The following is a 24994-nucleotide window of genomic DNA, read 5'->3' on the forward strand; positions in this document are numbered from 1 at the left end:
CACCTTCTAATTATCCAGCAATGAGATTAGCTTTTTCGCGAATCCTTCATCGGTAATCCCTACGGTCACCCTTTCCCCTTTTCCAAGCGCTTGTCCCAGCGTCTGACGGGTTCCGGCAATTCTGTACGGTACGCGATAATAGCTGGATTTGTCGTTAAATTTCTTCTGCGTATTTTCCGACGCATCTCCGGCTACAATAACGAGCCGGAGCGTCTGGCTGCGGATATCTTTCAGGACTGCTGTGTCACCGGTTTTTACTTTACCGGCTCTGGATGCCAGTCCGAGCAGCGAATAAAATTTATCATTCATGGTTTTTTTCCTTTGTTTCTTTCCTGCAGCAAGCGGTCATAGTCGTCCGGGCTGAGGGATACTTTCAGGTGACGGGAAAGCGCATCCCGTTTCTTTGCTTCCAGAAAAACGGATTCCTCATTTGTCAAATAAGCGCCGCGGCCGTTTTTTTTGCCGCTGAAGTCTACGCTTACATACCCCTCGGTATCACGCACGATACGGACAAGCTCTTTTTTAGTACCTGATTCTCCGCTTACAATGCATTTTCTAATAGGAGGTTTGCGTTTCAACTCTTTTCGCTCCTTTTAACTCGCTGTTATGACTCCTCGAAGCTGTCGTCCCAGATTTCTTCTTCTGTTTCTTCTTTTGGAACATAAAGACCGAGCTCTTCGGCTTCCGTCTGGCTTTTTATATCTATTTTCCAGCCGGTAAGCTTTGCAGCCAGACGTGCATTCTGGCCTCTTTTTCCGATAGCCAGGGATAATTGTAATCCGGCACGATAACGAGCGTGCTTTTATTGTCATCATCCACCTGCACATCGAGAACTTTAGAAGGACTCAGCGCATTTGCTACGTATTCAAACGGGTCTGTAGACCACTGTACAATATCAATTTTTTCGCCTTTTAATTCATCGACGATTGCCTGAACGCGCTGACCGCGCTGGCCTACACAGGATCCTACCGGATCACTTCCGGGTCTTCTGCGTGAACGGATATTTTTGAACGGTCTCCCGCTTCTCTTGCAACAGAAATAATCTCCACAGTTCCATCATATATTTCCGGCACTTCTAATTCAAATAGTCTTTTCAGCAGACCGGGTGGGTTCTGGAAATAACGATCTGCGGACCTTTTGTCGTTTTTTCCACTTTCGTAATATACGCTTTAATCCGGTCATTGTGCTTATAGTTTTCATTGGGCATCTGCTCTCCCTGCGGAAGAAGCGCCTCTACTTTTCCAAGATCGACGTAAATAAACCGGTGATCCTGGCGCTGAACGATCCCTGTCATGATATCTTCTTCACGGTCTATGAAGTCAGAAATAATGCCTCTTTCTGCCTCGCGTACGCGCTGGGTAACGACCTGCTTTGCCGTCTGGGCCGCGATACGTCCGAAGTTTTTCGGCGTAACTTCCAGTTCCACTACATCATCAAGCTCATATTCGGAGTACATTTCCCGTGCCTCTGCAAGCGAAATTTCAAGCCTCGGATCAAATACCTCTTCGACTATTTCTTTACGTGCGAACACGCGGATGCTTCCATTATCACGGCTTACATCCACCCGTACATTCTGAGCCTGGTTAAAATTGCGCTTATACGCTGATATTAAAGCAGCTTCAATCGCTTCCAGAATAATTTCTTTTTCAATGCCTTTATCTTTTTCCAGTGAATTTAGTGCATCCATAAATCTGTATTCACGGATTATCCTCCCCCTTGTTATCGGTACCTCTTAAAATTCGATGGCCAGTCTGGCTTTTGCTACTTTTTATAAGGAATTTCCATTCTGACTTTTTCTGCTTTTCTTTTGGCTGATTTCCAATATGCCATCTTGAAAAGAGAGCAGCGTTCCTTCGAAGACTTTATCGCCGTTTAAAGGCTTATAGGTCGTAATGTTAATATATTTGCCTACAGCGCGCTTAATGTCTTCCTCCGATTTGAGCGGCCGCTCTGCACCTGGTGAGGATACTTCGAGGTAATAATTTTCATTTACCGGATCCTGTTCATCAAGTTTTTCGCTTAGTCTCTCACTTACGGTTCCACAGTCTTCAATAGCTATTCCTTTTGGACTATCTATATATACACGCAGAAACCAATTTTTTCCTTCTTTTTTATATTCCACTTCAACTAGTTCTAGCCCTAAATCTTCCAAGATGGGCTGAACAAGTCGTCTGGCGGTATCTTTGACCCGCTCGCTCATAACCATCCTCCTTGATTATATGATAAGCTGTTTTCTTTACGCTACGCCTGTTCATGTATGAAATAAGTGCAAAATACCCTTTTTTACAAACGAAAGAGTGGGTATTTACCCACTCTTCTCCCGACGCTTCATATCCATTGCTTTCGCTTAATAGATTACCATAAATCGACTGAAAGTGCAACCAGGGCTTGTTTTCATGCGCCTTACAGGCTCCTGTTGTTCGTTTTACCATCCAGCTTCTGCTTCATCGTGTCTGTTTTTAAATAAAGACAGCTGATTGGAATCCGGCAGACCCTGCAGGCAGCCGTGCAGATCAAGGTTTTCAATAACCGTTTTTGTCGCTTTACTGCGCTGCTGCAGATCTTCTTTGGATAGAAATTCGCCGCCTTCTCTTGCTTTTACAATACTGAGCGCCGCATTTGTGCCGACTCCGTCAAGCGCGTTAAAAGGTGGTATAAGCGAATCTCCTTCTACGATGAATTCTGATGCCTTGGAGCGGTACAGGTCTGCTTTCTGGAAGGAATAGCCCCGTTCTACCATTTCAAGAGCAAGTTCGAGTACGGTCACAATGTTTTTTTCTTTCGGTGTGGCATCAAAGCCTTTTGCCTGTATTTCCTGAATCCGGCTCTTAATGGAAGTACCGCCTTTGATCATCGTATTTAAATCAAAGTCATCGGCCCGGACCGTGAAATAAGCGGCGTAGAAAAACATTGGATGATGCACTTTAAAATAGGCAATCCGCACTGCCATTAACACATACGCAGAAGCGTGGGCTTTTGGAAACATATACTTGATTTTTAAGCAGGATTCCACATACCAGTCCGGTACGCCGTGCTTCTTCATTTCTTCAACCCATTCTTCCTGAAGACCCTTTCCTTTACGGACGAATTCCATAATTTTAAATGCCAGGGCGTCGTCCACCCCTTTATAGATAAGGTAAACCATAATATCGTCACGACAGCCTATTACATCTTTGAGCTGGCATGTGCCGCTCTGGATCAGCTCCTGGGCATTTCCAAGCCATACGTCTGCGCCGTGGGAAAGTCCGGAAATCTGCAGCAGCTCTGAAAATGTGGTCGGGTTCGTTTCCTCAAGCATCTGCCGGACGAACCGCGTACCAAATTCAGGAATGCCATAGGTGCCCGTTTTACACATAATCTGCTCCGGCGTTACGCCGAGTACTTCGGGTGAGCTGAATATTTTCATTACTTCTTTATCATCTACGGGAATAGTCTTTGGATCAATACCGCTTAAATCCTGCAGCATACGAATGACAGTCGGGTCATCGTGTCCGAGAATATCGAGCTTCAGCAGGTTATCATGAATGGAATGAAAGTCAAAATGGGTCGTCCGCCATTCCGAACTTTTATCATCGGCCGGAAACTGAACCGGGCTGAAATCGTGGATATCATACTCCTCGGGTACAACGATTATACCCCCCGGGTGCTGGCCGGTTGTCCGCTTTACACCTGTACAGCCTGACACAAGCCGGTCAATTTCCGCACCGCGCAGATGCATATCATGATCACTTTGATATCCCTTGACGTACCCGTAGGCTGTTTTATCAGCCACGGTACCTATCGTTCCGGCCCGGTAGACGTTTTTTTCGCCAAATAACTCTTTTGTATAATGATGCGCTCTCGGCTGATAGTCACCGGAAAAGTTTAAATCGATATCAGGCACTTTATCCCTTTAAATCCAAGGAACGTTTCAAACGGGATATCCTGACCTTCTTTAATATATTTGCTTCCGCACTTTTCACACGCTTTGTCAGGCAGGTCATAGCCCGACATTACGGAACCGTCGTTAAAGAAGTAGGAATGCTTACAGGACGGACACACATAGTGGGGCGGTAGCGGATTTACTTCCGTTATTTCAGTCATCGTGGCTACAAATGAAGATCCGACCGACCCTCTGGAGCCGACCAGATAGCCATCGTCCAGTGATTTTTTTACAAGCTTCTGTGAAATAAGATAAATAACATCAAATCCATGGCCGATGATGCTGGCAAGCTCTTTTTCCAGCCTGCTTTCAACGATCTCGGGAAGCGGGGAGCCGTAAAGCTCCTCCGCTTTCGTATAGCACATATCCCTGATTTCTTTATCCGAGCCTTCAATGGTAGGCGTATAAAGCTGGTCGGGGATGGGATGAATCTCCTCGACTGAATCGGCCAGCGCCCTCGATTCGGTCACTACAACTTTCTTTGCAAGATCATCTCCAAGAAACGAAAACTCCTCCAGCATTTCATCTGTTGTCCGAAAATGTACGGCGGGCAGCGTCTGACGGTTCAAAGGGTTCGCTCCGCCCTGTGAAGCTACCAGTATTTTACGATAGACGCTGTCTTCCGGTTCAATATAATGGGCATTACCCGTAGCGATAACAGGCATGCCGAGCTCTTCACCCAGAGCGGCTATTTTTTTAGTAATGTCATAAACAGCATCCTGGTCTTTGAGCAGCTCTTTTTCAACCAGATGGGCGTAGTTGCCGGGCGGCTGGATTTCCAGATAATCATAGAATTCCGCGGCTGCCTTGGCTTCTTCCGCCGACTTCTGCATCATCGTTTCAAACACTTCTCCCTTGTCACATCCGGAGCCGACTATAAGTCCGGCCCGGTGCTTCTGCAGAACCGACCTTGGAATACGGGGGGTCCGGAAGAAATACTCCAGATGGGATTTGGAAATAAGCGTATAAAGATTTTTCAGGCCTTCCTGAGTCTGGGCAATCAGCGTGCAGTGGGAAGGGCGGAGTCTGTAGAAATCGCCCTGACCCATGTTCTGATTCAGCTGATTATGATTGGCAATTTCTTTGTTCATTGCGTCTTTAAGCATTTTCCAGAGCAGGTATCCTGTTGCTTCCGCATCATAAATAGCCCGGTGGTGACTGACGAGTTCAATATCAAACGCTTTACATAAAGAATTCAGGCGGTGGTTTTTTAAATGCGGGTATAAAAACGTCCCAGCTCCAATGTGTCAATCACAGGATTTTTTACTTTATCCTGATCCATTTTCCGGTAGCCTTCATTTAGAAATCCCATATCAAAGCTGGCATTATGGGCAACGAGAATACCATCCTCCATAAAAGTTTCAAAATCAGTAAGCACGTCGTTAAGTTCCGGTGCCCCTTCGAGCATATCATCGGTAATACCAGTCAGATCAATAATCGTATCCGACAGCTTCTGATGCGGGTTGGAAAATCGTTCAAACCGGTCTACGATTTCTCCATCTCTTATTTTCACAGCTGCCAGCTCAATAATGGTGTCGTACACAACGCTCAGTCCCGTCGTTTCTACGTCAAACACAATATAAGTGCCGGTCGCCAGATCCCTGTCCGCTTCGTTATACGCAATCGGCACCCGTCATCTACAAGGTTGGCCTCCAGCCCGTACAGGATTTTCACGCCGTGCTTCTTCGATGCGCTGTACGCATCCGGGAAAGACTGGGCTACACCATGGTCGGTGATGGCAACTGCCTGGTGTCCCCATTCTGCTGCTTTTGCTACGTATTCGGAAGCCGTCGTCGTCGCATCCATCTGACTCATATTTGTATGAGCATGAAGCTCTACTCTTGTTTCCTCAGGATCTGCTTTATCCGTTCTAACCGCAGGCTGAATCTGTGTGACATCATTTCCGATCATCACCAGGTCACGCACAAATGTATCGTTCTGTACGCCGCCCCTCACTTTCACCCACATGCCCTTTTTCAGGGCCAGGTACATCGGCAGATCTTCTTTATCCCTGGAGAACATTTTCACGCTGATGGAATCGGTATAATCCGTAATTTTAAATGTTAGAAGCGTACGTCCGCTTCGCAGCTCTCTTGTTTCCGCCTCAAAAATACCCCTGTATAGCAATCCGGCGTTCGTCCTGGATCGTTTCAATCGGAACCGGTTCCTCTTTAATAGGATAACCGATACGAAGCGAACCGGAATCGCCGGCTTTTTTGGACCGGTCTTCCTGCTTTTTACGCTCCATCATAGCTTCGACTACTTTGGAGTGGTCTTCTTCTTTCTTCTTTTCTTCAAACGCCTCCCGCTCTTCCTGGGAGTTCTTGACATCCGCTTTAACGATGCACTTGCCGAATCCAAGCCCCGGCATAATCTCCTGAAGGGAATCCGCGAGCTTTCTCTCCATCATCGAAGCTTCTGCCTCATTTTTGCAGGAAAGAGTGATCACGTTATTTTCGATAGCAGGCAGACCTCCGTTAAGACGCTGCCTCAATGAGGCGCCATGCGTCAATCCGCTTAATTACGGCCGGCCAGTAAGATGTCAGACGGTCAAACGGCTGTTCTTCTTGATATTGTATTGAAAAAGCGGTAGACGCAACGTGCGTAAACGCTGTGTTCATCTTATTTTCAATCAGCTCGAATATTTCATAGGGAAGCGGAACCGGAAGGTAGAAATAAAAGTGCCACTTTTTCTCCTGCTTACTGATTTCCAGTTTTTCTATCCGCCCCTCCTGCAGGTATCTCTCTTTTATGTCAGCGGGGACATCCAGCTGCTCCATCAGCAGCTGAAATCTTTCTTCTCTGATACGGTTGTCTGAACTCACTGCAGAGCACCCCTTTCGTTACTTTCTTCATAAAATTATCCCATGGTTTTCTTCGATTAGAAAGTGTCATTTCTAATAAAGGGCCATGGGATAATAGCTTGATTCTTCGATTATGCGTGCTGTTTTAAATAGTCCATAAGGCCGGATACCGCAACTTCCACCGCTTCTCCGCCTTCTCTTAGTTTCACTTCCACAACATCTTCCGCCGCTTTTTTGCCGCAGGCTACTCTAACCGGAATACCGTATAAATCAGCGTCTTTAAATTTCACTCCGGCGCGTTCTTTCCGGTCATCGTATAACACATCAAAACCGGCTTCGCGGAGCTTCTTGTACAAGGATTCGCCAAGGGCAGCCTGGTCTTCCTGCTTTACGTTCATCGTCAGCAGGTGGATATCGAAAGGAGCGACATTCTTCGGCCAGATGATGCCGGATTCATCATGATGCTGTTCGACAATTGCCGCAATGGTACGGCTCACGCCGATACCGTAACACCCCATGATTAACGGTTGTGCTTTCCCCTGCTCGTCCAGAAAATCAGCTTTTAACGCTTTAGAATACTTGGTGCCCAGCTTAAATACCTGGCCGACTTCAATCCCTTTGGCGAAGCGGATCGTTCCTTTGCCGTCCGGAGCCGGATCTCCTTCTTTAATAAAGCGCAGATCTTCATAGGAGCTGACGTTAATATCGCGGTCCGGATGAACGTTCATAAAATGCTTATCTAATTCGTTAGCTCCTGTTACCGCTTCCGCTATGCCTCGCACAGCATAATCAGCCAGTATTTTCACGTTTTCCGGTGCACGGACCGGCCCGATAAAACCTGTCCGGCATCCCATTACCTGCTCGACCTCAGCATCTTCTGCCAGCCTGACTTCTGAAGAGTCCAGCAGATTGGCAACTTTAATCTCATTTACTTCATGATCTCCCCTGACTAAAACAAGCACGGGTTCTTCATCTGCTATAAATAGCACAGATTTAATAATGGAAGTACTTTCTATCGAAAGACCCTTCATCAAATCGTCAATCGTTTTCATCGACGGGGTATCCACCGGCGCCATGGACGTTTCCGGCCTGGCCGGCTTTTCATAACCGTCTGCAATCTTTGCCACTTCAATATTGGCCGCAAAATCGAAGCGTCTGAATAGGCAATCGTGTCTTCACCTACATCGGAAAGGGCCATAAATTCATGGGTGCCGCCTTTGCCGCCGATCGCTCCGGCATCCGCTTCCACTGCACGGAAATCGAGGCCGCATCTTTTAAATACAGACTGATAGGCACGGAACATGTTCCAGTAGCTTTCTTCAAGTCCTTCTTCACTGCTGTCAAAAGAATAGGCATCTTTCATGACAAACTCACGGGAACGAAGCACCCCAAAACGCGGTCTCTTCTTTCATCCCTATATTTGTTTTGAATCTGGTACAGGTTGACCGGCAGTTTTTTTGTAGGAATTCAACTCATCGCGCACGAGTGAGGTAATCACTTCTTCATGCGTGGCACCGAGTACGAAATCGCGGTTGTGCCTGTCTTTCAAGCGCATCAGCTCCGGGCCGTAATCGTGAATACGGCCGGATTCCTCCCATATTTCAGCAGGCTGCACGGCCGGCATAAGAATTTCCTGAGCTCCGGCATTGTTCATTTCTTCTCTAACGATATTTTCAATTTTTCTAAGTACTTTATAGCCGAGCGGAAGATAGCCTGTAAATTCCGGAAGCCGTCTGACGGATAAGTCCGGCTTGAGCATCAGCTGGTGGCTCGTTATGTCTGCGCCCTGCGGCACATCACGCATCGTGGGACTGAAAAATGATTGTTGTCTCATAGTAGTAGGAACCCTCTTCTTCAAGTTAAACAGACAGAAATATTCCTGCCGGTATCGTATTTAGATAAAACAAAGGCGCAGTACCCGCTCCCGACAAAAGGCTTCACCTTTTGAGTCGTTATTCCTTAGAGAAAGCTCGGGCACTGAAGCCTTGCAGCATTATTATAAAAAGAAACGGTTGATATCATTCCATGTTACTTGCCAGCATCAGCAGAATCAGCAGGGCAAATCCGAGTAAATGGACCATTCCCTCTTTCTGCGGATCAATCGGCTTGCGGCGGATCGCTTCAAGCGTAATAAAGATAAGCCTTCCGCCATCCAATGCCGGAAGCGGCAGCAGGTTCACAATACCAAGATTCACACTCAGCATTGCAGCCCACTGCACAAGCACCAGAATGCCTAGAGAGGCAACTTCGCCTGTAGCATTATAAATACCGACAGGCCCCGCCAGATCATCGAGTGAAAACTGACCGGTTAAAATCGTGCTCAGTACCTGAAAAATCAAAGTGGCTACTTCGACGACGCTGGTCGCACCGTATTCAATCGCTCCAAAGAAGGAATGCTCCGGAGCAGGCGCATTTACGCCGATCTGGCCGATTTCCTGCTCCGCCATTTCATCGTACACGCTGTCCGGCTCTACGGTAATAGTCTGTTCCTGTCCATCACGTACAATATCAAACGGAACAGCCTGACCCGGGTTCTGCTGAATGACTGACGTCATTTCCTGCCACGTATTTACCTGCTGGCCGTCCACGGCGTTTACTTCATCGCCCTGCATCAAGCCAGCCTCCTGGGCGGGACTTCCGTCCACCAGCTCTCCCATGGAAGCTTCGTCTGTCGGTACGCCGTTAATCAGCGCAAACGTCATAAACAGTATAAAGGCGAGAATAAAGTTCATGGCCGGACCCGCAAATATGGTCAAAAACTTGGGACCCGGTTTCTTGGAGCCGAACTGCCTGTGGTACGGCGCAATCTGCTCCGGCTTTTCATCGACAATCATATTGCAGGCATCATCTACATCAAAGCGCTGCAGCTCTTCTTCGTCATCGGTATATGCTTCAATAAACAGCTGTTTATCAAGATCTATACGTTCGACAGACACTACTTTTGCTTCAGGATGCTTTGATTTATTGTTTACGATGATTTCTTTTACCTTGCCGGCTTCATTCCAGACAAGACCTACTTCATAGCCGGGCTTAATCTGCACCTGCTCCGGCTCTTCACCGGCCATGCGAACATAGCCTCCAAGCGGAAGCAGCCTGACAGTATAGAGCGTTCATTGCGCTTTGTTGAAAATATTTTCGGGCCGAAGCCAATTGCAAATTCCCGGCATAATATACCGGCTTTTTTGGCAAAGTAAAGATGCCCCCATTCATGGACTGCCACCAGCACCCCAAAAATAATAATTATTGCAATTAATGTATCCAATTTTTTCCCACCTTTACCCTATTAAAGAAGCCACATATTTCCTTGTTTCTTTATCCACTTCAAGAATGGTCTGTAAATCAGGAGCACGCTGGGACGAATGCCGATGCATTGCTTTTTCTATATACTCTTCAATCGCCACAAAGGAAATACGGCCTGCGAGAAATTCCGCCACGCTATTTCATTTGCCGCATTTAAAACAGTTGTCATCGTACCCCGGTTTTCCTGCATCATACGCATACTGCAGACAGCGGTACGGTCAAAATCCGGCTTTGAAAAATGTAGCGCTCCTGCTTCCCATAAGTTTAACCTGTTTGTATCTTTTAATTCAAGCCTTTTAGGCTGGGACAGGGCAAACTGATAGGAACCCTCATATCAGGGGATCCAAGATGGGCTATCACGCTTTTGTCTTTATATTCCACGAGGGAATGCACAATACTCTCACGGTGGATAACGACTTCAATGTCATCATACGCCATATCAAAGAGCCAGTGGGCTTCGATAACTTCAAAGCCTTTGTTCATCATCGTTGCCGAATCGATCGTTATTTTTGCGCCCATTGACCAGTTTGGATGGTTCAGGGCATCCTCTTTCGTTACATTCTGCAGCTGATCCCGATTTAGATCACGGAAGCTTCCACCGGAAGCTGTAATAATTAACCGGTCTACGTCTTCTCTTCTATTGCCGAGCAGGCACTGATAAATAGCCGAATGCTCGCTGTCCACGGGCAGCAGCAGCGCCTCATGCTTTTTAGCTGCCTGCGTAACGATGTGACCGGCCGTCACAAGCGTTTCTTTATTGGCGATACCGATGTCCTTACCCGCTTCAATAGCTGCAAGCGTCGGTTCCAGTCCGACACTTCCCATCACTGCGTTCATTAGAAAATCAGCTTCCTTATACGACGCAGCTTCAATCAGCCCGTCTCTTCCAAAAAGAACCCGGATATTCGGAAATTCTTTTTGAAGCCGCTCTGCATCTTCTTTTCGTTCTACGCTGACCAGCGATGGCTTAAACAGCGCTATCTGTTCTGCCGCAAGCGTAATGTTTTTACCGGCTGTCATAGCCGCGAGCGAAAATTCTTCCGGGTGGCTTTTAATGACGTCCAGCGTTTGTGTGCCAATAGAGCCGGTGGATCCAAGCAGTGAGATTTTTTTCATAGTAGTCTCCTTTATTAATCAGCCTGTCTGTAGTATGTACGTTCTACGATAAAAAATAGAAAAAGTGCAGCAGAGGCATGACAAAAATCAAGCTGTCAAAGCGGTCGAGCACACCGCCGTGGCCCGGCAGCAGCGTCCCGGAATCTTTTACGGCATAATGGCGTTTTAACGCTGATTCTACCAGATCTCCGAGCTGTCCAAATATAGACGCCGTTAAAATAAATGCAGTGACGACCCATGCCGACGAATAGATAGGAAAGAACATGTGAAATACCCACCCTACAATAAGCGCGGCACCTATTCCTCCTATGAATCCTTCAATTGTTTTTTTCGGACTGATATCGGGCCAGAGCTTATGCTTTCCCCACTTCCGGCCGATAAAATAGGCACCGGAATCGGTCGCCCAAATAATAAATAAAGTAAAAAATACAATGAGCAGTCCAATATCATCGAGGTTGCGGGTAATAATCAGATGATAAAATCCGTAACCAACGTAGACCGCTGATAAAATAACAAAACCGGCTTCATCAAATGTAAATGAGTTTTTGGTTACTACGGTCCATGCAAGCAAAAACAAAATCATGACGAAGAAAAGCTCGGACTTGGACACATGATCCAGAAATACGACGTTCAGCCATTCAGCAGGAATGAGGAGCGTCCACATAAACAACATGCTTATCAGTCCCATAAACGACCTGGCTTTAATATGTTTCATTCGAATCAGTTCATACATAGCAGCTGAAGCAATAATAGCTACAAACGCTGTAAAAAACATTCCGCCTGCAATAACAGCGCCAAGTAATACGATGCCTCCAATTACTGCTGTTACTATTCGTTGTCTCATTGTGTCTCCCCCATCTAAACGCCCCCGTACCGCCGCTTCCTTTCCTGAAACACCTTAACTGCTTCTTCCAGGTGCTCCCCGTTAAAGTCCGGCCAGAGAACATCTGTAAACCAAAACTCGCTGTAAGCCAGCTGCCACAGCATAAAGTTGCTCAGGCGTATCTCTCCGCTCGTTCGTATGAGCAGATCCGGATCCGGAAGATTGCTGCTGAAAAGTTTTGCCTTTATATCTTTTTCCGAAATATCTTCAGCTTTAATAGAACCGCTCTCCACTTCTTCTCCAAGTGCTTTCACGGCGCGGACCAGCTCATCCCGTCCGCCGTAATTCATCGCAATATTCATAACAATACCTGTGTTGCCGGCCGTATCATCGATTGCTTTTTTAACAGCTTTCAACGTATGGGCCGGAAGCAGATCCGTGCTCCCCATCATTTGAACTTTAACGTTGTTTTCCATCAGGGAGGGAAGCTCTTTCGTAATAAATTTTTCCGGCATCCTCATGAGAAATTCCACTTCTGACTTGGGACGTTTCCAGTTTTCCGTTGAAAATGCATAGAGCGTTATATATTTAATTCCCATTAAATGGGCTTTTTCTACAATGCGATTAATGGTTTTCATGCCTTCACGATGTCCAGCGACGCGCGGCATGCCTCGTTCCTTTGCCCAGCGCCCATTTCCATCCATTATGATAGCAACGTGAGCCGGTATGTTACTGATTTAGCAGTGTCGGCCTTTTGATGCGGGCGTTTTCTGGATTTTTTAAAAATCTATCAATCATGGTTGGGGCACCAGCCTTCTTTTAATATGTAACCCATTATTTTTTTCTGCCTGTTTTCTATACCGGCAGAGTTATGCAGTCCTTTTTCATCTTAAAGCATTAGTGCTCTCAAACACAAGAGATGAGGGAAACTTTTCCTGTTAGGCGGCAGCCCTTTTCTTTATTTCTTTATAAAAGGAAAAACCCTCCTGCAAGAAGAGGGTTTTACATTCTTTCTATGTATCGTCTGTGAGCTTAAACTTCCATAATTTCTTTTTCTTTATCTGCTGCTGCTTTATCATTTCTGCAATGTGCTGATCTGTTACTTTTTGAATATCATCCTGCTGGCGACGAGATCATCTTCTGTAATATCTCCATCTTTTGCTGCTTTTTAAGAGATTCGTTAGCGTCGCGGCGGAGATTGCGGATCGCCACTTTTGCCTCTTCTGCATATTTGCCTACCAGTTTTGATAAGTCTTTGCGGCGTTCCTCTGTAAGAGCCGGTATGGAGATACGGATCACTTCGCCGTCGTTGCTCGGAGTAAGACCAAGGTTGGCTTTTTGGATTCCTTTTTCCATATCGTTGATAGAGGATTTGTCATAAGGTGCTACAACCAGAAGCCGTGCTTCCGGCACAGAAATGGAAGCCAGCTGGTTAAGAGGTGTTTCCGCCCCGTAATAGCTCACGATTACTTTATCAAGCATAGAAGGGTTAGCCCTTCCTGCTCTTAATGTTGCAAGCTCCCGTTGAAAGGAGTCGATGGATTTTTCATTTTAGCGGATGTTTCCTGCTTTGCGTTCTCTGCCACGTTTATTTCCCCCTAATTACTGTACCAATTTTTTCTTGAGTACAGCCTTTTTAATGTTGCCCTCTTCCATAATGGAAAACACGAGAAGAGGATGTCGTTGTCCATGCAAAGAGTAGAGGCCGTTGAATCCATGACGCCAAGGTTTCCGTTCAGCAGATCAAGGTAAGTAAGCTCCTGATACTTTTTGGCTTCCGGATGAACGAATGGATCCGCATCATATACGCCGTCTACTTTATTTTTGGCCATAAGAATCACTTCGGCTTCAATTTCAGCAGCGCGAAGGGCAGCTGTCGTATCTGTAGAAAAATACGGATTGCCTGTACCGGCTGCAAAAATAACAACACGTTTTTTCTCCAAGTGCCTGATCGCCTTGCGTCTTATGTATGGTTCAGCAACCTGTCTCATTTCAATGGATGTCTGCACTCTGGACTGAACGCCGTTATCTTCCAGGCTGTCCTGAAGTGCCAGTGAGTTCATGACGGTTGCAAGCATTCCCATATAATCAGCTGTTGCGCGGTCCATTCCTTTTGCGCTGCCAGCCATTCCGCGCCAGATATTTCCGCCGCCGACTACGATAGCTATTTCAATATCATAAGCCACAATCTCTTTAATCTGGGTGGCTATGGACTGAATAACTTCCGGGTCAATTCCATATCCTAATTTTCCGGCAAGAGCTTCACCGCTTAATTTCAATACTACTCTATTGTACTTTTCCATCATTTACCTCCGCTTGTCAGGTATTATTGTGAAACCCTTCTATAACATGGAAAGAGGGCCTGCCCCACTGGATATATCCAGGGAGCATACCCGCTGCACCATTATTTTTTCACTTGGGACATAACTTCTTCAGCAAAGTTATCTTCACGTTTTTCCATACCTTCTCCAACTTCATAGCGGACAAAGCCTTTTACTTCAGCGCCGAAGCTTTTCACATACTTGCCGACTTTCTGGTCCGGATCTTTTACGAATTCCTGATCCAATAGGCAGATCTGCTCGAAGTATTTGTTAATACGGCCTTCTACCATCTTTTCAACGATGTTTTCCGGCTTGCCTTCGTTAAGAGCCTGCTGCTTAAGAACTTCTCTTTCACGATCTGCTTCTTCCTGAGGTACCTGATCACGGGACGTGTAGCTCGGGTTGATAGCAGCGATGTGCATTGCTACGTCTTTAGCTGCCTGATCATCGGTTGTGCCTTCAAGAAGCGTAAGAACACCAATGCGTCCTCCCATATGAAGATACGAGCCGAACGAATCATTGTCGCTTTCTTTACAATTTCAAAACGGCGGAGGGAAATTTTCTCCCCGATCTTAGCGATCTGGTCGTTCAGGTAATCCTGAAGCGTTACTCCTTCTTTAAACGAAGCAGCAAGTGCTGTGTCAACATCTGCCGGCTCTTCTGAAAGAAGATAGGAAGTACATCTTTGACCAGTGCCTGGAAGTTTTCGTTTTTAGCTACGAAATCTGTCTCTGCATTAATTTCAAGAATAACTGCTTTGTTTCCTTCGATTAATACGGAGGAAAGACCTTCTGCTGCCACACGATCTGCTTTCTTTGCGCTTTGGAATACCTTTTTCACGAAGATAATCAACTGCCTGATCCATATCTCCGTCTGTTTCCGTAGTGCCTTTTTGCAGTCCATCATTCCGGCTCCTGTTTTTGCGCGGAGCTCTTTTACCATACCAGCTGTAATTGCCATTGTTATATTCCTCCTCAGAATAAATGCCTGTTTCTTTTCTATAGCAAAAGGATGATAAAGGGCAATCCCCTTATACCACCCTTTTGTGTACAGCATCGTTATGATGCTGTGATTATGAAATTGTTTCCTGTTTTCAGCAGCTTCTTCTTCTGTTTCTTTCTCAAGTTCAGCCTGCTCATTAGCTCTATTTGCTTCAATAACAGCGTCTGCCATTTTTGAAGTTAAAAGGCGTACAGCGCGGATCGCGTCATCATTACCAGGAATTACTTTGTCAATTTCATCCGGGTCGCAGTTTGTATCTACAATAGAAACGATTGGGATATTAAGCTTGTGCGCTTCTGCGACAGCAATTCTTTCCTTGCGCGGGTCAATAATGAAAATGGCTGCAGGCAGCTTCTTCATTTCTTTGATTCCGCCAAGGAATTTTCCAAACGGTCCATTTCTTTAACTAGGAGCATTACTTCTTTTTTAGGCAGGACTTCAAAAGTTCCATTTTCCTGCATTTTTTCGATATCCTTTAGGGCGGCAATACGCTTACGGATCGTTGCAAAGTTTGTAAGAGTTCCCCGAGCCAGCGCTGTTGATATAAACTGGCCTGAACGGATAGCTTCGTCACGGACTGAATCCTGTGCCTGCTTTTCGTTCCAACGAAAAGAATTTTTCCTCCGTCTGCAGCAATGTCGCGTACGTAGTTTATGCTTCTTCTACTTTTTTAACCGTCTTCTGAAGGTCAATGATATAAATACCATTTCTTTCAGTAAAATATAACGGCTCATTTTCGGGTTCCAGCGTCTAGTCTGATGACCAAAGTGTACCCCTGCTTCTAGTAATTGTTTCATGGAAATAACTGCCATGATTGATTCCTCCTTAGGTTTTTTCCTCCGCCTGCATCTTCTCTGCAATTGAGCTGCGCTGTGCAGCCACCTTGTTACAGATCAGCCGGGCGTGTGTATTTAACACCGTCAATTAATATATCATATGCTTATAGGCAAATCAAGATAATGAGCTTTATTTATTTGTAAAAATATTTCATTTCTAAAACCGATTTTATCCGTTGTTCTGCAGTTTTCTTTTTTCCAGGCCTGTTTTAATTTAAAGGCTTTGGAATGGATCTGGGAAATCGGGAAGTGGAAGGCTCATAATTTCCCCAATTTCCGTAAGCGTCATCTCTCTGTATAAAACAGACTGACGACCATTTTTCTTTTCAGTGAGGGATTGAATCACTTCGGCAAGTTCCTGAATGGAAGCATCTTTCATCATTAGATCTTCAGGGCTCAGGGTTTTTTCATCACGTATAGCTACTTTAAATGATTCTGATTTATCGCCTTCCGCGCTCTCTTCGTCCATTGAAAGGACATTAGCGAAAAAGCTTTCTGCACTTACCTTCCGAACTTCCGCAGTCGTTACGTTCATCTGCATGGCCACTTCCTCTTCCGTCACATACCTGCCGTGCTTTTGTTCAAGCATTTCCGTCGTTTCTTCCAGTTTTTTCGACTTTTCCCTTAATGACCTGGGCATCCAATCCTCCTGCCGAGACCGTCCAGAATAGAGCCTTTAATACGAAAAGAGGCGTAGGTATCAAATTTCAGGTCACGGCTGAAATCAAATTTTTTCATTGCGTCATACAGGCCTGCCATTGCATGGCTCCACAGATCGTCCCGACGTACACTTTTTGGCAGCCCTGCCCCAATACGCTGCACGTGATAATGAACAAGCGGCTGGTACTCATGCATGAGCTGATTGCACGCCTCCATGTCTCTATGCTCTATCCATTTTTCCCAAAGCTCCTGATGCTCATGAAAAGTTGTTCTTGCCATTGTAGTTCCCCTTTTCCATCATTTTAAATTGCGTTTTCTTCTCCATAGGCTTTTCGTATGTAAAGGTTGGCTGACCCAGGATCAAATGTAATCGTTCTGCCTTTATCGCCCCCGGTATCCTCAGCAAGCAGCGGTACGGAGTAGAGCTGCAGCGCTTCTTTTACCGCTTCTGCATTCCTGAAACCGATGCTTTTGTTTTCTTTTGCAGAAGATACAGCAAACATCTGTGCTCCCCTGCATTTTGGCGGCAAGTTTTCGGGAGGGGATATTTTGTTTATGAAAAAAATGAATAATATCTTCTATAGAAGTATCAGCAAATTTAGCTCTCAGCTGCGTGTTTTCCAACTGGTTCTCCGGGCACGCAGGAAGCAGAATATGAGCCATGACTTGCCAGAGGGCCGCTCCGCTGGTAAATGATACGCCGATGCAGGAGCCGAGCCCGGAAGTGCGAAGCTGCTCTTTTTTCTGTAGAGGCCTTTCCAGTCGGACATTCCCACCCTTATATATAACCCAGCTGAAATACTAGTCATTTATTTTTTCCTCCAGCCTGCGCAGCAGCACTTGAAAAGAGGGTGCATCAGGCAGAAATAAGAAACGTCCCGAGGCTGTCCCGCCCGGAAGGGAAACACTCTTCCATTCTGATTCCAGAAAAAGCACTTCGTTCTGCGTTTCCTGGGTGTATGTCAGCCCCTCATTCCACAGAGAAACAGCCATATCCACGGCTGCGGAGGGAGCAGCCGTCTGCATGTTTAAAGAGGTAAAGTCAGCCAGCGCGGAAATGTAGGCTCCTGATAGAATATTGCCAAGCTCCATCAGCATAGAGTTCATATACGGATCCGTTTCCAGTTCTTTCATTGTTACAGTTCTTCCTATTAAGGAGCCGGCTAATGCGTTTATATCGTCCTGTGAAAAAAGCAGGTATACAATGCCTTCTAAATCACCGTAGAAAGGAAGCAGAGAAGCTGCCATCACTTCCTCTTTATCACCATATTCAGACATAAGTTCTTGAAAAGAGACTATTTTCAATTGAACAGGCTTCATTGTTACGGGCTCGTCCAGCAGCAGGGACAGCGAATTAACAGCACGGCCGGAACCAATATTGGCCGCCTCCTTAAGCATATCCTCAAATCTGGCATCTATCGTCAGGTTCATTTCTCTGCGTCCTTTCTATTATCATTTTCAGCCGGAAAATTCCCGGGTAAGAAAAGCCGTTATATGCTCCAGTGCTATATTTTCCACTCCGGCAATCCGGGCTGCCGCTTTTGGCATTCCGTATATAACTGCAGTCGTTTCCGACTCCGCTGCAATGCGGCTGGAATTCTGTTCAAGCAGCTGCCTTACTCCCTCCGCTCCGTCCCTTCCCATTCCGGTAAGCACTGCCGCTGTCACACGGACGTGATTTAAGGCGGATAATGATTTAAATAAAACGTCTACTGAAGGCCGGTGCCCTTCGTTAGCTTCTTCCTGTGTCACGGAAAGAAACAGCCTTCCCTCTTTTTTACCGACACGCATCTGGCTGCCCCCCGGCGCTATATAAACGACACCGTTTTCGGCCGTTTCATTATGCTCCGCCTCTTTCACACGCACTCCGGAAATCTGGTTAAGTCGTCTGGCAAGAGAGCCTGTAAAGGAGGGAGGCATATGCTGAACTACAAAAACAGGGGCCGGCAGTGATGCCGGAAGTTTTGGTATAACAACCTGAAGAGCTTTCGGCCCTCCCGTTGATGTACCGATGGCAATAACGTTCCTGCACCCTGAATGGATAACTGCTTTAGGTGGAACCGTCGGTGCAGATGCTCTGGATAGGCTTCGATCCACCACCGGCTTTCCCGTACCTGCCGCTGCCGCTATTCTTATTTTAGAAAGAAATTCTTCTTTAACTTTTTCTATATCAAGGGATATAGATCCCGAAGGCTTGGCCACTACTTCTACTGCTCCCAGTTCCAGGGCCTCAACGGCCATATCGGAACCGCGCTGGGTTTTTGAGCTGACCATAATAACGGCCGGCCCGCCTGCCGGGATTTTCTTTAATACGTCTATGCCGTTCATAACAGGCATTTCCACATCCAGCGTCATTACGTCAAAATGTTCCGCCTGAACTTTTTTCAAAGCATCGCTGCCGTTTCTTGCTGCTGCTTTTACGGTCATATCCGTCTGACTGTTTATAAATTCCGAAAGCATTTTTCTCATAAACGCTGAATCATCAACTATCAGCACATCGATCACTTTCCAGTCCTCCTATTCCTATAGCTGAACGATGCCAATACTCTGGACTTCCTGGCTTGGCTCGAGTTCATTGTAAGAAAGAACCGGCACCTGCGGCAGATAGCGTTCCACAAGCTGACGCAGATGCATACGCACAGCCGGTGAACAAAGGAGAATGGCCGGCTGTCCGTTTCCGGCAGCCCGTTCCGTTTCCCTGCTTATCGATTCCAATATCTGCTGGCTTACGCCTGGATCCATCGCCAGATAATTCCCATGTTCTGTCTGCTGGATATTGTCAGCTATCTGCTTTTCAATTCCTCCACTGATCGTAATGACCTGCATCGCGCTTCCTTCCTGCGCGAACTGTTTGGTGATCTGTCTGGAAAGCCCCTGCCGCACATATTCTGTAATTAAATCCATATCTTTTGTCATCTGGCCGTATTCTGCAAGAATTTCAAAAATAGTAGGCAGGTTGCGGATCGATATTTTTTCTTTCAGCAGATTGGAAAGCACTTTCTGAATTTCTCCAAGCTGCAGCGGAGAAGGTGTTACTTCCTCCACAAGCGTTGGATATGTTTCTTTCAGATGATCCACCAGCTGTTTGTTTCTTCCCTTCCAAGCAGCTCGTGCGCGTGGGCTTTTACAACTTCTGTTAAATGCGTGGACACAACGGAAGGCGGATCAACAACCGTATAGCCGGAGCCTTCAGCGGTGTCTTTCATGTCCTCGGTTATCCAGAGGGCCGCCAGACCAAATGCCGGCTCCACTGTTTCGATCCCCTGTACGGCCGGATCTTCGACTCCCGGGCTCATAGCCAGATAGTGATCGAGCAGCATTTCCCCTCCTGCTACTTCATTGCCTTTCATTTTTATCACGTATTCATTGGGCTGCAGCTGGATATTATCCCGGATGCGGATGACCGGAACAATCATTCCCATTTCCAGAGCGAGCTGACGGCGGATCATCACAATCCGGTCGAGCAGGTCGCCCCCCTGATTGGTATCAGCTAATGGAATCAGCCCGTACCCGAACTCAAATTCAATAGGGTCAACCGTTAACAGATGAACCACATTTTCCGGAGACTTCATGTCCACTTCTTCTTCCTGGCCTGCCGCTGCTGCCGTTTCGGCTTCGAGAGCTTCCGATTTGAGCGTTTTGTTGGCAAACCAGGCTAAAACAAAGAGCAGCGAAGCAATGGAAAATGTTAAAAAGAAGTTAATCGGCGTAAAAACGCCGAGAGCAAAAATGGATCCTGCCGCAATATAGAGCATGGTAGGAAAAGCCAGCAGCTGCCGGGTTACATCCGAGCCCAGATTGCCTTCCGATACGGCTCTTGTAACGATAATACCGGTAGCAGTCGAGATAAGCAGCGCAGGTATTTGGCTGACAAGTCCGTCTCCTACGGTAAGAAGCGTAAAAGTATTCGCTGCGGTGCCGACATCCATACTGTGTTCGGTCATGCCGATCACGATACCAAAGATCATGTTAATAATGACGATAACAATACCTGCAATCGCGTCCCCTTTTACAAATTTACTTGCCCCGTCCATGGATCCGTAAAAGTCAGCTTCCCGTTCAATTTTTTCACGGCGCTGCTTGGCTTCGAGGTCGGAGATCATACCCGCATTCAAATCTGCATCAATACTCATCTGCTTACCAGGCATAGCATCAAGCGTAAATCGGGCGCCGACTTCCGAAACCCGCTCAGCCCCTTTTACGATCACGACGAATTGAATAATAATTAAGATAAGAAAAACAACAAAGCCGACTAATGCACTTCCCGATATAACGAAATTACCAAATGTTTCAATGACGTTCCCCGCATCGGCATTGCTTAATATTGAACGGGTCGTGGAGACGTTGAGACCCAGCCTGAAAAGGGTGACGAGTAGAAGAAGGGTCGGAAATATAGAAAATTCCAGTGGTTCTTTCGTATTCATTGCGACAAGAATAATTAAAAGCGCCAGCGAGATATTTAAAATGATTAATAAATCCAGTATTAGGGTGGGAAGAGGAATAATCAGCATAACTACAATCATGATGACGCCGAACAATACGGAAAACTCTCTAATTTTCATTTACTTCCTCCTCTCCTTTTCATATTTTGTGCTTGAGCCGGTAAATATACGCGAGTACTTCTGCGACGGCTTTGAACAAATCCTCCGGCACTTCGTCGCCGATATCCGCCTGGCTGAACAAGGCTCTTGCAAGCGGCTTGTTTTCCACCATCGGAATATGATTTTCGCGGGCCAGCTCTTTAATTTTTTTTTGCAACGAAATCCGCGCCTTTGGCAGTGACTACCGGAGCAGCCATCGAACCATCTTCATATTTGAGCACGACAGCAAAATGGGTAGGGTTGGTTATGACAACATCCGCTTTTGGGACTTCCTGCATCATCCGGTTCATCGCCATATCCATCTGTTTCTGGCGCCTTTTTGATTTGATGCGCGGATCCCCTTCCATTTTTTTATGTTCTTCTTTCACGTCATGCTTGGACATTCTCATCTGTTTTTCATGGTCATAGCGCTGATAGATATAATCCGGAACCGCCAGGATAACGAGCAGGATGGCGCTTGCCACCCCGATCAGGCCGGTAAGCCTCGCAATCAGGTAGAACCCGTCCAGCGGATGCTTCTGGTACATCATCAGCAGGTCATCCAGATGAATATAAATAATCGTAAAAACAACGGCTCCAACGAGCGTGATCTTGAATAATGATTTGAACAGCTCCACAATCGCCCGGGCGGAGAATATTCGTTTAAAGCCTTTTAAAGGATCGATTTTCTCCAATTTCATTTTGATGGCTTCCGGAGTATACTTCAGCCCCACCTGCATAGCAGCCGCGGCAGTACCGATTATGACGGCTACGGCCATCAGCGGCAGCAGAACGATGGAGGATTCCACCGTTATTTCAAACATGATGTCTTCCACGCTTGCAATTGTAATGTCACGAAGCAGGTATTCGGTGAACACATGGCTCATCATGTCCATGAGATATTCTCCGACTGTCCCGGCATAAAAAAACAAAACAGGAAAAAACCAAGCATCATCAGCGCTGTATTCACATCGTTACTTTTTGCCACCTGGCCTTTATTTCTTGATTCTTCTTTTTTCTTCGGGTGGCTTTTTCTGTTTTTTCACCCGAAAAAACTGCAGATCCAGACGAAGCTTCATATTATGCACTCCCCAGCAAAGTCATTAACACACGCATCGCCTCATATGTTTGATCGAATAGATTTTCCACTACTAAGTAAAAGCTGGGCAGGCCTATAGCCAAAAGCGGCATCCTGCAAATATTTTAAGCGGCAGTCCAACTACAAATACGTTCATCTGCGGAACCGCCCGCGCCATCATGCCAAGCGCGATATCTACTAAAAACAACGCACCCATAACCGGAAAGGCCATTTGGAAGGCAATCATAAACATCAGCGCAAAAGACCTGCAATATGCCGCACGACTTCTCATCTCCAAGGCAGCGTTACCTGTTCCATCGGAATAAAGTTGTAGCTGTAAAACATTCCATCGAGCATCATGTGATGACCGTCCAGCGCGAGAAGCAGCAGAAGCGTAAACGTATAAAGATACCCACCTGTCAGCGGCGTCTGAGCACCGTCTGCGGATCAATCACGTTGGCCATTAGAAACCCGAGTGACGTATCCAGAAACATACCCCGTCTGCACCGCGTATAAAAGCATCCCAGCCAGCAGGCCGATGCTAAGGCCTACCAGATCTCTTTAAATAGAATAAGCACGAACGTGCTGTCTACCTCCATCGCCGGGCATCAATGCTGAATAGTAATAAAAAAAGCAAAGAAAATACCAGTCCAACTTTAAAATAGGAGGAACATTCCGATAAGAGAATAGAGGCATCGTTGTAAAAAAAGCCAGGACTCTCGCCAGGACCAATAAGTATGCAGGCAGCTGCTCTATCCATTCCATAATGTTCTCCCTATCCAATAAAGTCGTTTAAATTACTAGCAGCTGGTATGTAAAATGCACCATCTGTGGAGCATCCAGGCCCGAATAAATCAGGCAGATCAATACTCCAAAATTTTCGGTATAAACGCCAGTGTCTGTTCCTGAATCTGTGTGTTGCCTGGAAAATCGCTACGCCAAATCCCAGGACTAAAGCACAACCAGCAGCGGACCGCATAATGAATACCATCCAACGCCGCTTTCTGCTATATTAATGACCGTTTCCGGCGTCATATCATCCACCCTCTAATAACTTAATAAAAGCGATTCTACAATCAAATACCAGCCATCCACGAGTACGAATAACAAATTTTAAACGGCAGGGAAATCATGACCGGCGGAAGCATCATCATACCCATGGACATAAGGAACTCGCCACAATCATGTCAATAACCAGAAACGGAACAAAAATCAGAAACCCGATTTGAAACGCTGTTTTCAGTTCACTTATTGCAAAAGCGGGAATCAGTGCTGTTAGAGGAACATCTTCCAGCGTTTCCGGCCTCTCGAGTCCGGCATATCCCATAAATAAAGCCAGATCCTTTTCCCTCGTATGCTGGGACATAAATTCTTTGAGCGGCTCGGTGCCTTCCGTAAAGGCTTCTTCCTGCGTCATCTCCCCATCAAGCATCGGCGTCAGCGCGGACTCATTAATGTCCGAAAATACCGGGGCCATAATGAAAAAAGTCATAAATAATGCCAGGCTGATAAGAACCTGGTTCGGAGGCATCTGCTGGGTAGCTAGTCCCATTCGTACAAAACTTAGTACAATAACAATTCGGGTAAAACTGGTCATTAAAATAAGAATAGCTGGAGCTAGTGATAAGACCGTCATAAGCGCTACAAGCTGCAGTGTCGTTGCCATGTTTTCCGGGTCGTCGCTTGTAAAGGCCCCAAAATCAATACTTGGAAACATCAGTATCATGAACCTTCATCCCTCCCGCTTCCCGGTTTGCGGTTTTTTTCTATTTCTTCAAGTCTTTTATCCAAAATCGACTTGAATTGAAATCCGGCGTGGTCTTCTTTTTTTTGTTTTTTCTTGAAAAAGAATGATGGTTCAGGTTCAGGCTGTTCCAATAATGTCTCCCTTTCCTCCTCATCTTCTATTTCTTTTAAAAGCTGAATCGATTCGCCTACGCCTACAACTAAAAGTCTTTCACCGACTTTGACGAGCTGAACCGATTTGTTCTGCCCAAGCGGCACCCCTCCCAGATTCTGCATCGTCTGGTTGGAAGAATATTTTTTGGTTCGTTTGTTTATGAATTTGAGAAGCAGGTACATAATCGTAATGACGGCTGCCAGGGCAAGAATCATCTGACGAAGATCATGACCGCGCTTCGTTCTTCTACAAGAGCGATTTCTTCTTCTGCAGCATCCGTTTCTTCTGCCGGCGGCGTTCCTTCTTCGAGCGCATCATTCAGCGTTCGGTTTTCTTCCGCCTGAACAGATGCAGCCATTCCAAGAAAAAACAATAAAGAGATAAGCCACATGCTGCATATTTTTTTAATCATTGCTTCGCCTCTTATCTTTATTAAGTAAAATACAGTGCAGTACTATGTAACAGTCAGAGCAGCTGAAAATAGAAGCATCCTCACCACATTTTTTGAAAATGTATTTATACCCAACTGCCTCCCTCCATCTGGGTACAAGGATCCTCTGTTTTCTAAAAATTAATAATAAACGTAAATATATTATGACTTTATAACAACTTTTATTCCAAATTATTACAAACTATCAGATCAACTATTAAA

At 46.0% G+C, this 24994-nt stretch carries 21 protein-coding genes and 10 pseudogenes; all 31 read right to left on the reverse strand.

Annotated elements, in window-relative coordinates:
* Positions 1–6: 6 nt before the first annotated feature.
* Positions 7–309: a YlxQ family RNA-binding protein gene (locus tag MMY81_RS14405; RefSeq protein WP_120192221.1), complete on the reverse strand. Its 303-nt coding sequence runs from the start codon at positions 307–309 to the stop codon at positions 7–9.
* Entirely contained in the window at positions 306–578 is a 273-nt protein-coding gene (rnpM, locus tag MMY81_RS14410) for an RNase P modulator RnpM (RefSeq protein WP_120192222.1), read from the reverse strand. The genes MMY81_RS14405 and rnpM overlap by 4 nt, the downstream gene beginning before the upstream one ends.
* 26 nt (positions 579–604) lie before the next feature.
* Positions 605–1687, reverse strand: a pseudogene (gene nusA / locus MMY81_RS14415) (transcription termination factor NusA).
* A gap of 81 nt (positions 1688–1768) precedes the next feature.
* A complete protein-coding gene (gene rimP, locus MMY81_RS14420) occupies positions 1769–2200 on the reverse strand; it encodes a ribosome maturation factor RimP (protein WP_252313457.1) in 432 nt (143 codons plus the stop codon).
* 225 nt (positions 2201–2425) lie between these two features.
* Positions 2426–6702 (reverse strand): annotated as a pseudogene (locus MMY81_RS14425) (PolC-type DNA polymerase III).
* A gap of 155 nt (positions 6703–6857) precedes the next feature.
* Positions 6858–8560, reverse strand: a pseudogene (locus MMY81_RS14430) (proline--tRNA ligase).
* Between the two features lie 162 nt (positions 8561–8722).
* A pseudogene (gene rseP, locus MMY81_RS14435) lies at positions 8723–9988 on the reverse strand (RIP metalloprotease RseP).
* Between the two features lie 13 nt (positions 9989–10001).
* A pseudogene (locus MMY81_RS14445) lies at positions 10002–10336 on the reverse strand (hypothetical protein).
* Positions 10309–11142, reverse strand: a complete 834-nt coding sequence (dxr, locus tag MMY81_RS14450; RefSeq protein WP_252313459.1) for a 1-deoxy-D-xylulose-5-phosphate reductoisomerase — start codon at positions 11140–11142, stop codon at positions 10309–10311. Before dxr ends, MMY81_RS14445 begins: the two are co-directional and overlap by 28 nt.
* Before the next feature lie 43 nt (positions 11143–11185).
* Positions 11186–11986 (reverse strand): phosphatidate cytidylyltransferase, encoded by an 801-nt coding sequence (locus MMY81_RS14455; RefSeq protein ID WP_252313460.1) that lies wholly within the window; start codon positions 11984–11986, stop codon positions 11186–11188.
* Between the two features lie 14 nt (positions 11987–12000).
* The gene (locus MMY81_RS14460; protein ID WP_374562005.1) at positions 12001–12702 is read right to left on the reverse strand and encodes an undecaprenyl pyrophosphate synthase; all 702 of its coding nucleotides are present in this window, start codon (positions 12700–12702) and stop codon (positions 12001–12003) included.
* Positions 12703–12997: 295 nt separating this feature from the next.
* Positions 12998–13504: pseudogene (gene frr / locus MMY81_RS14465) on the reverse strand (ribosome recycling factor).
* A 59-nt stretch (positions 13505–13563) separates the two neighbouring features.
* Complete coding sequence (gene pyrH, locus MMY81_RS14470; protein ID WP_252313461.1) at positions 13564–14271, reverse strand: UMP kinase; 708 nt, start codon at positions 14269–14271, stop codon at positions 13564–13566.
* A 101-nt stretch (positions 14272–14372) separates the two neighbouring features.
* Positions 14373–15246 (reverse strand): annotated as a pseudogene (gene tsf / locus MMY81_RS14475) (translation elongation factor Ts); the annotation flags it as partial.
* Between the two features lie 246 nt (positions 15247–15492).
* Positions 15493–15749 (reverse strand): annotated as a pseudogene (gene rpsB / locus MMY81_RS35285) (30S ribosomal protein S2); the annotation flags it as partial.
* 14 nt (positions 15750–15763) lie between these two features.
* Positions 15764–15943 (reverse strand): hypothetical protein, encoded by a 180-nt coding sequence (locus MMY81_RS35290; protein WP_374562008.1) that lies wholly within the window; start codon positions 15941–15943, stop codon positions 15764–15766.
* 7 nt (positions 15944–15950) lie between these two features.
* Positions 15951–16100, reverse strand: a complete 150-nt coding sequence (locus MMY81_RS35295) for a 30S ribosomal protein S2 (RefSeq protein ID WP_374561949.1) — start codon at positions 16098–16100, stop codon at positions 15951–15953.
* Between the two features lie 238 nt (positions 16101–16338).
* Positions 16339–16764 (reverse strand): sigma-70 domain-containing protein, encoded by a 426-nt coding sequence (locus tag MMY81_RS34045; protein WP_308215329.1) that lies wholly within the window; start codon positions 16762–16764, stop codon positions 16339–16341.
* The gene (locus MMY81_RS34050; RefSeq protein WP_308215330.1) at positions 16749–17063 is read right to left on the reverse strand and encodes a sigma factor; all 315 of its coding nucleotides are present in this window, start codon (positions 17061–17063) and stop codon (positions 16749–16751) included. The genes MMY81_RS34045 and MMY81_RS34050 overlap by 16 nt, the downstream gene beginning before the upstream one ends.
* Positions 17064–17086: 23 nt before the next feature.
* Positions 17087–17287, reverse strand: a complete 201-nt coding sequence (locus MMY81_RS14490) for a hypothetical protein (protein WP_252313462.1) — start codon at positions 17285–17287, stop codon at positions 17087–17089.
* Between the two features lie 298 nt (positions 17288–17585).
* Entirely contained in the window at positions 17586–18215 is a 630-nt protein-coding gene (locus tag MMY81_RS14495; protein WP_252313463.1) for a chemotaxis protein CheC, read from the reverse strand.
* Between the two features lie 27 nt (positions 18216–18242).
* A complete protein-coding gene (locus MMY81_RS14500; RefSeq protein ID WP_252313464.1) occupies positions 18243–19289 on the reverse strand; it encodes a protein-glutamate methylesterase/protein-glutamine glutaminase in 1047 nt (348 codons plus the stop codon).
* A gap of 18 nt (positions 19290–19307) precedes the next feature.
* A pseudogene (flhA, locus tag MMY81_RS14505) lies at positions 19308–21346 on the reverse strand (flagellar biosynthesis protein FlhA).
* Between the two features lie 19 nt (positions 21347–21365).
* The gene (locus MMY81_RS34055; RefSeq protein WP_308215331.1) at positions 21366–21542 is read right to left on the reverse strand and encodes an EscU/YscU/HrcU family type III secretion system export apparatus switch protein; all 177 of its coding nucleotides are present in this window, start codon (positions 21540–21542) and stop codon (positions 21366–21368) included.
* A pseudogene (locus MMY81_RS14510) lies at positions 21526–22352 on the reverse strand (EscU/YscU/HrcU family type III secretion system export apparatus switch protein). Before MMY81_RS14510 ends, MMY81_RS34055 begins: the two are co-directional and overlap by 17 nt.
* A 184-nt stretch (positions 22353–22536) precedes the next feature.
* Positions 22537–22695, reverse strand: a complete 159-nt coding sequence (locus MMY81_RS14515; protein ID WP_252313465.1) for a flagellar biosynthetic protein FliR — start codon at positions 22693–22695, stop codon at positions 22537–22539.
* Positions 22696–22730: 35 nt separating this feature from the next.
* Complete coding sequence (locus tag MMY81_RS14520) at positions 22731–22865, reverse strand: flagellar biosynthetic protein FliR (protein WP_308215336.1); 135 nt, start codon at positions 22863–22865, stop codon at positions 22731–22733.
* A gap of 440 nt (positions 22866–23305) precedes the next feature.
* On the reverse strand, positions 23306–23404 hold the full coding sequence (locus tag MMY81_RS35300; RefSeq protein WP_374562012.1) for a flagellar biosynthetic protein FliQ: 99 nt from the start codon (positions 23402–23404) through the stop codon (positions 23306–23308).
* A 188-nt stretch (positions 23405–23592) separates the two neighbouring features.
* Positions 23593–24168, reverse strand: coding sequence for a flagellar type III secretion system pore protein FliP (fliP, locus tag MMY81_RS14525; RefSeq protein WP_374561954.1), 576 nt, complete (start codon positions 24166–24168; stop codon positions 23593–23595).
* Positions 24165–24557: a flagellar biosynthetic protein FliO gene (fliO, locus tag MMY81_RS14530; RefSeq protein WP_252313466.1), complete on the reverse strand. Its 393-nt coding sequence runs from the start codon at positions 24555–24557 to the stop codon at positions 24165–24167. The genes fliP and fliO overlap by 4 nt, the downstream gene beginning before the upstream one ends.
* Positions 24554–24754, reverse strand: a complete 201-nt coding sequence (locus MMY81_RS14535; RefSeq protein ID WP_252313467.1) for a hypothetical protein — start codon at positions 24752–24754, stop codon at positions 24554–24556. The genes fliO and MMY81_RS14535 overlap by 4 nt, the downstream gene beginning before the upstream one ends.
* Positions 24755–24994 lie beyond the last annotated feature (240 nt).

The sequence above is a fragment of the Sinobaca sp. H24 genome (genome assembly GCF_023845525.1).

Excerpts from the sequence above, each read along its gene's own strand:
- rimP (WP_252313457.1), bottom strand. The coding sequence starts at position 2,200 with ATGAGCGAGCGGGTCAAAGATACCGCCAGACGACTTGTTCAGCCCATC.
- dxr (WP_252313459.1), bottom strand. The coding sequence starts at position 11,142 with ATGAAAAAAATCTCACTGCTTGGATCCACCGGCTCTATTGGCACACAA.
- MMY81_RS14455 (WP_252313460.1), bottom strand. The coding sequence starts at position 11,986 with ATGAGACAACGAATAGTAACAGCAGTAATTGGAGGCATCGTATTACTT.
- MMY81_RS34050 (WP_308215330.1), bottom strand. The coding sequence starts at position 17,063 with ATGGCAAGAACAACTTTTCATGAGCATCAGGAGCTTTGGGAAAAATGG.
- fliO (WP_252313466.1), bottom strand. The coding sequence starts at position 24,557 with ATGATTCTTGCCCTGGCAGCCGTCATTACGATTATGTACCTGCTTCTC.
- MMY81_RS34045 (WP_308215329.1), bottom strand. The coding sequence starts at position 16,764 with ATGCCCAGGTCATTAAGGGAAAAGTCGAAAAAACTGGAAGAAACGACG.
- MMY81_RS14405 (WP_120192221.1), bottom strand. The coding sequence starts at position 309 with ATGAATGATAAATTTTATTCGCTGCTCGGACTGGCATCCAGAGCCGGT.
- MMY81_RS14535 (WP_252313467.1), bottom strand. The coding sequence starts at position 24,754 with ATGATTAAAAAAATATGCAGCATGTGGCTTATCTCTTTATTGTTTTTT.
- MMY81_RS14515 (WP_252313465.1), bottom strand. The coding sequence starts at position 22,695 with ATGTTTATGATTGCCTTCCAAATGGCCTTTCCGGTTATGGGTGCGTTG.
- MMY81_RS35295 (WP_374561949.1), bottom strand. The coding sequence starts at position 16,100 with ATGGCAGTTATTTCCATGAAACAATTACTAGAAGCAGGGGTACACTTT.
- MMY81_RS14490 (WP_252313462.1), bottom strand. The coding sequence starts at position 17,287 with ATGTTTGCTGTATCTTCTGCAAAAGAAAACAAAAGCATCGGTTTCAGG.
- MMY81_RS14495 (WP_252313463.1), bottom strand. The coding sequence starts at position 18,215 with ATGAACCTGACGATAGATGCCAGATTTGAGGATATGCTTAAGGAGGCG.
- pyrH (WP_252313461.1), bottom strand. The coding sequence starts at position 14,271 with ATGATGGAAAAGTACAATAGAGTAGTATTGAAATTAAGCGGTGAAGCT.
- fliP (WP_374561954.1), bottom strand. The coding sequence starts at position 24,168 with ATGATACTGATGTTTCCAAGTATTGATTTTGGGGCCTTTACAAGCGAC.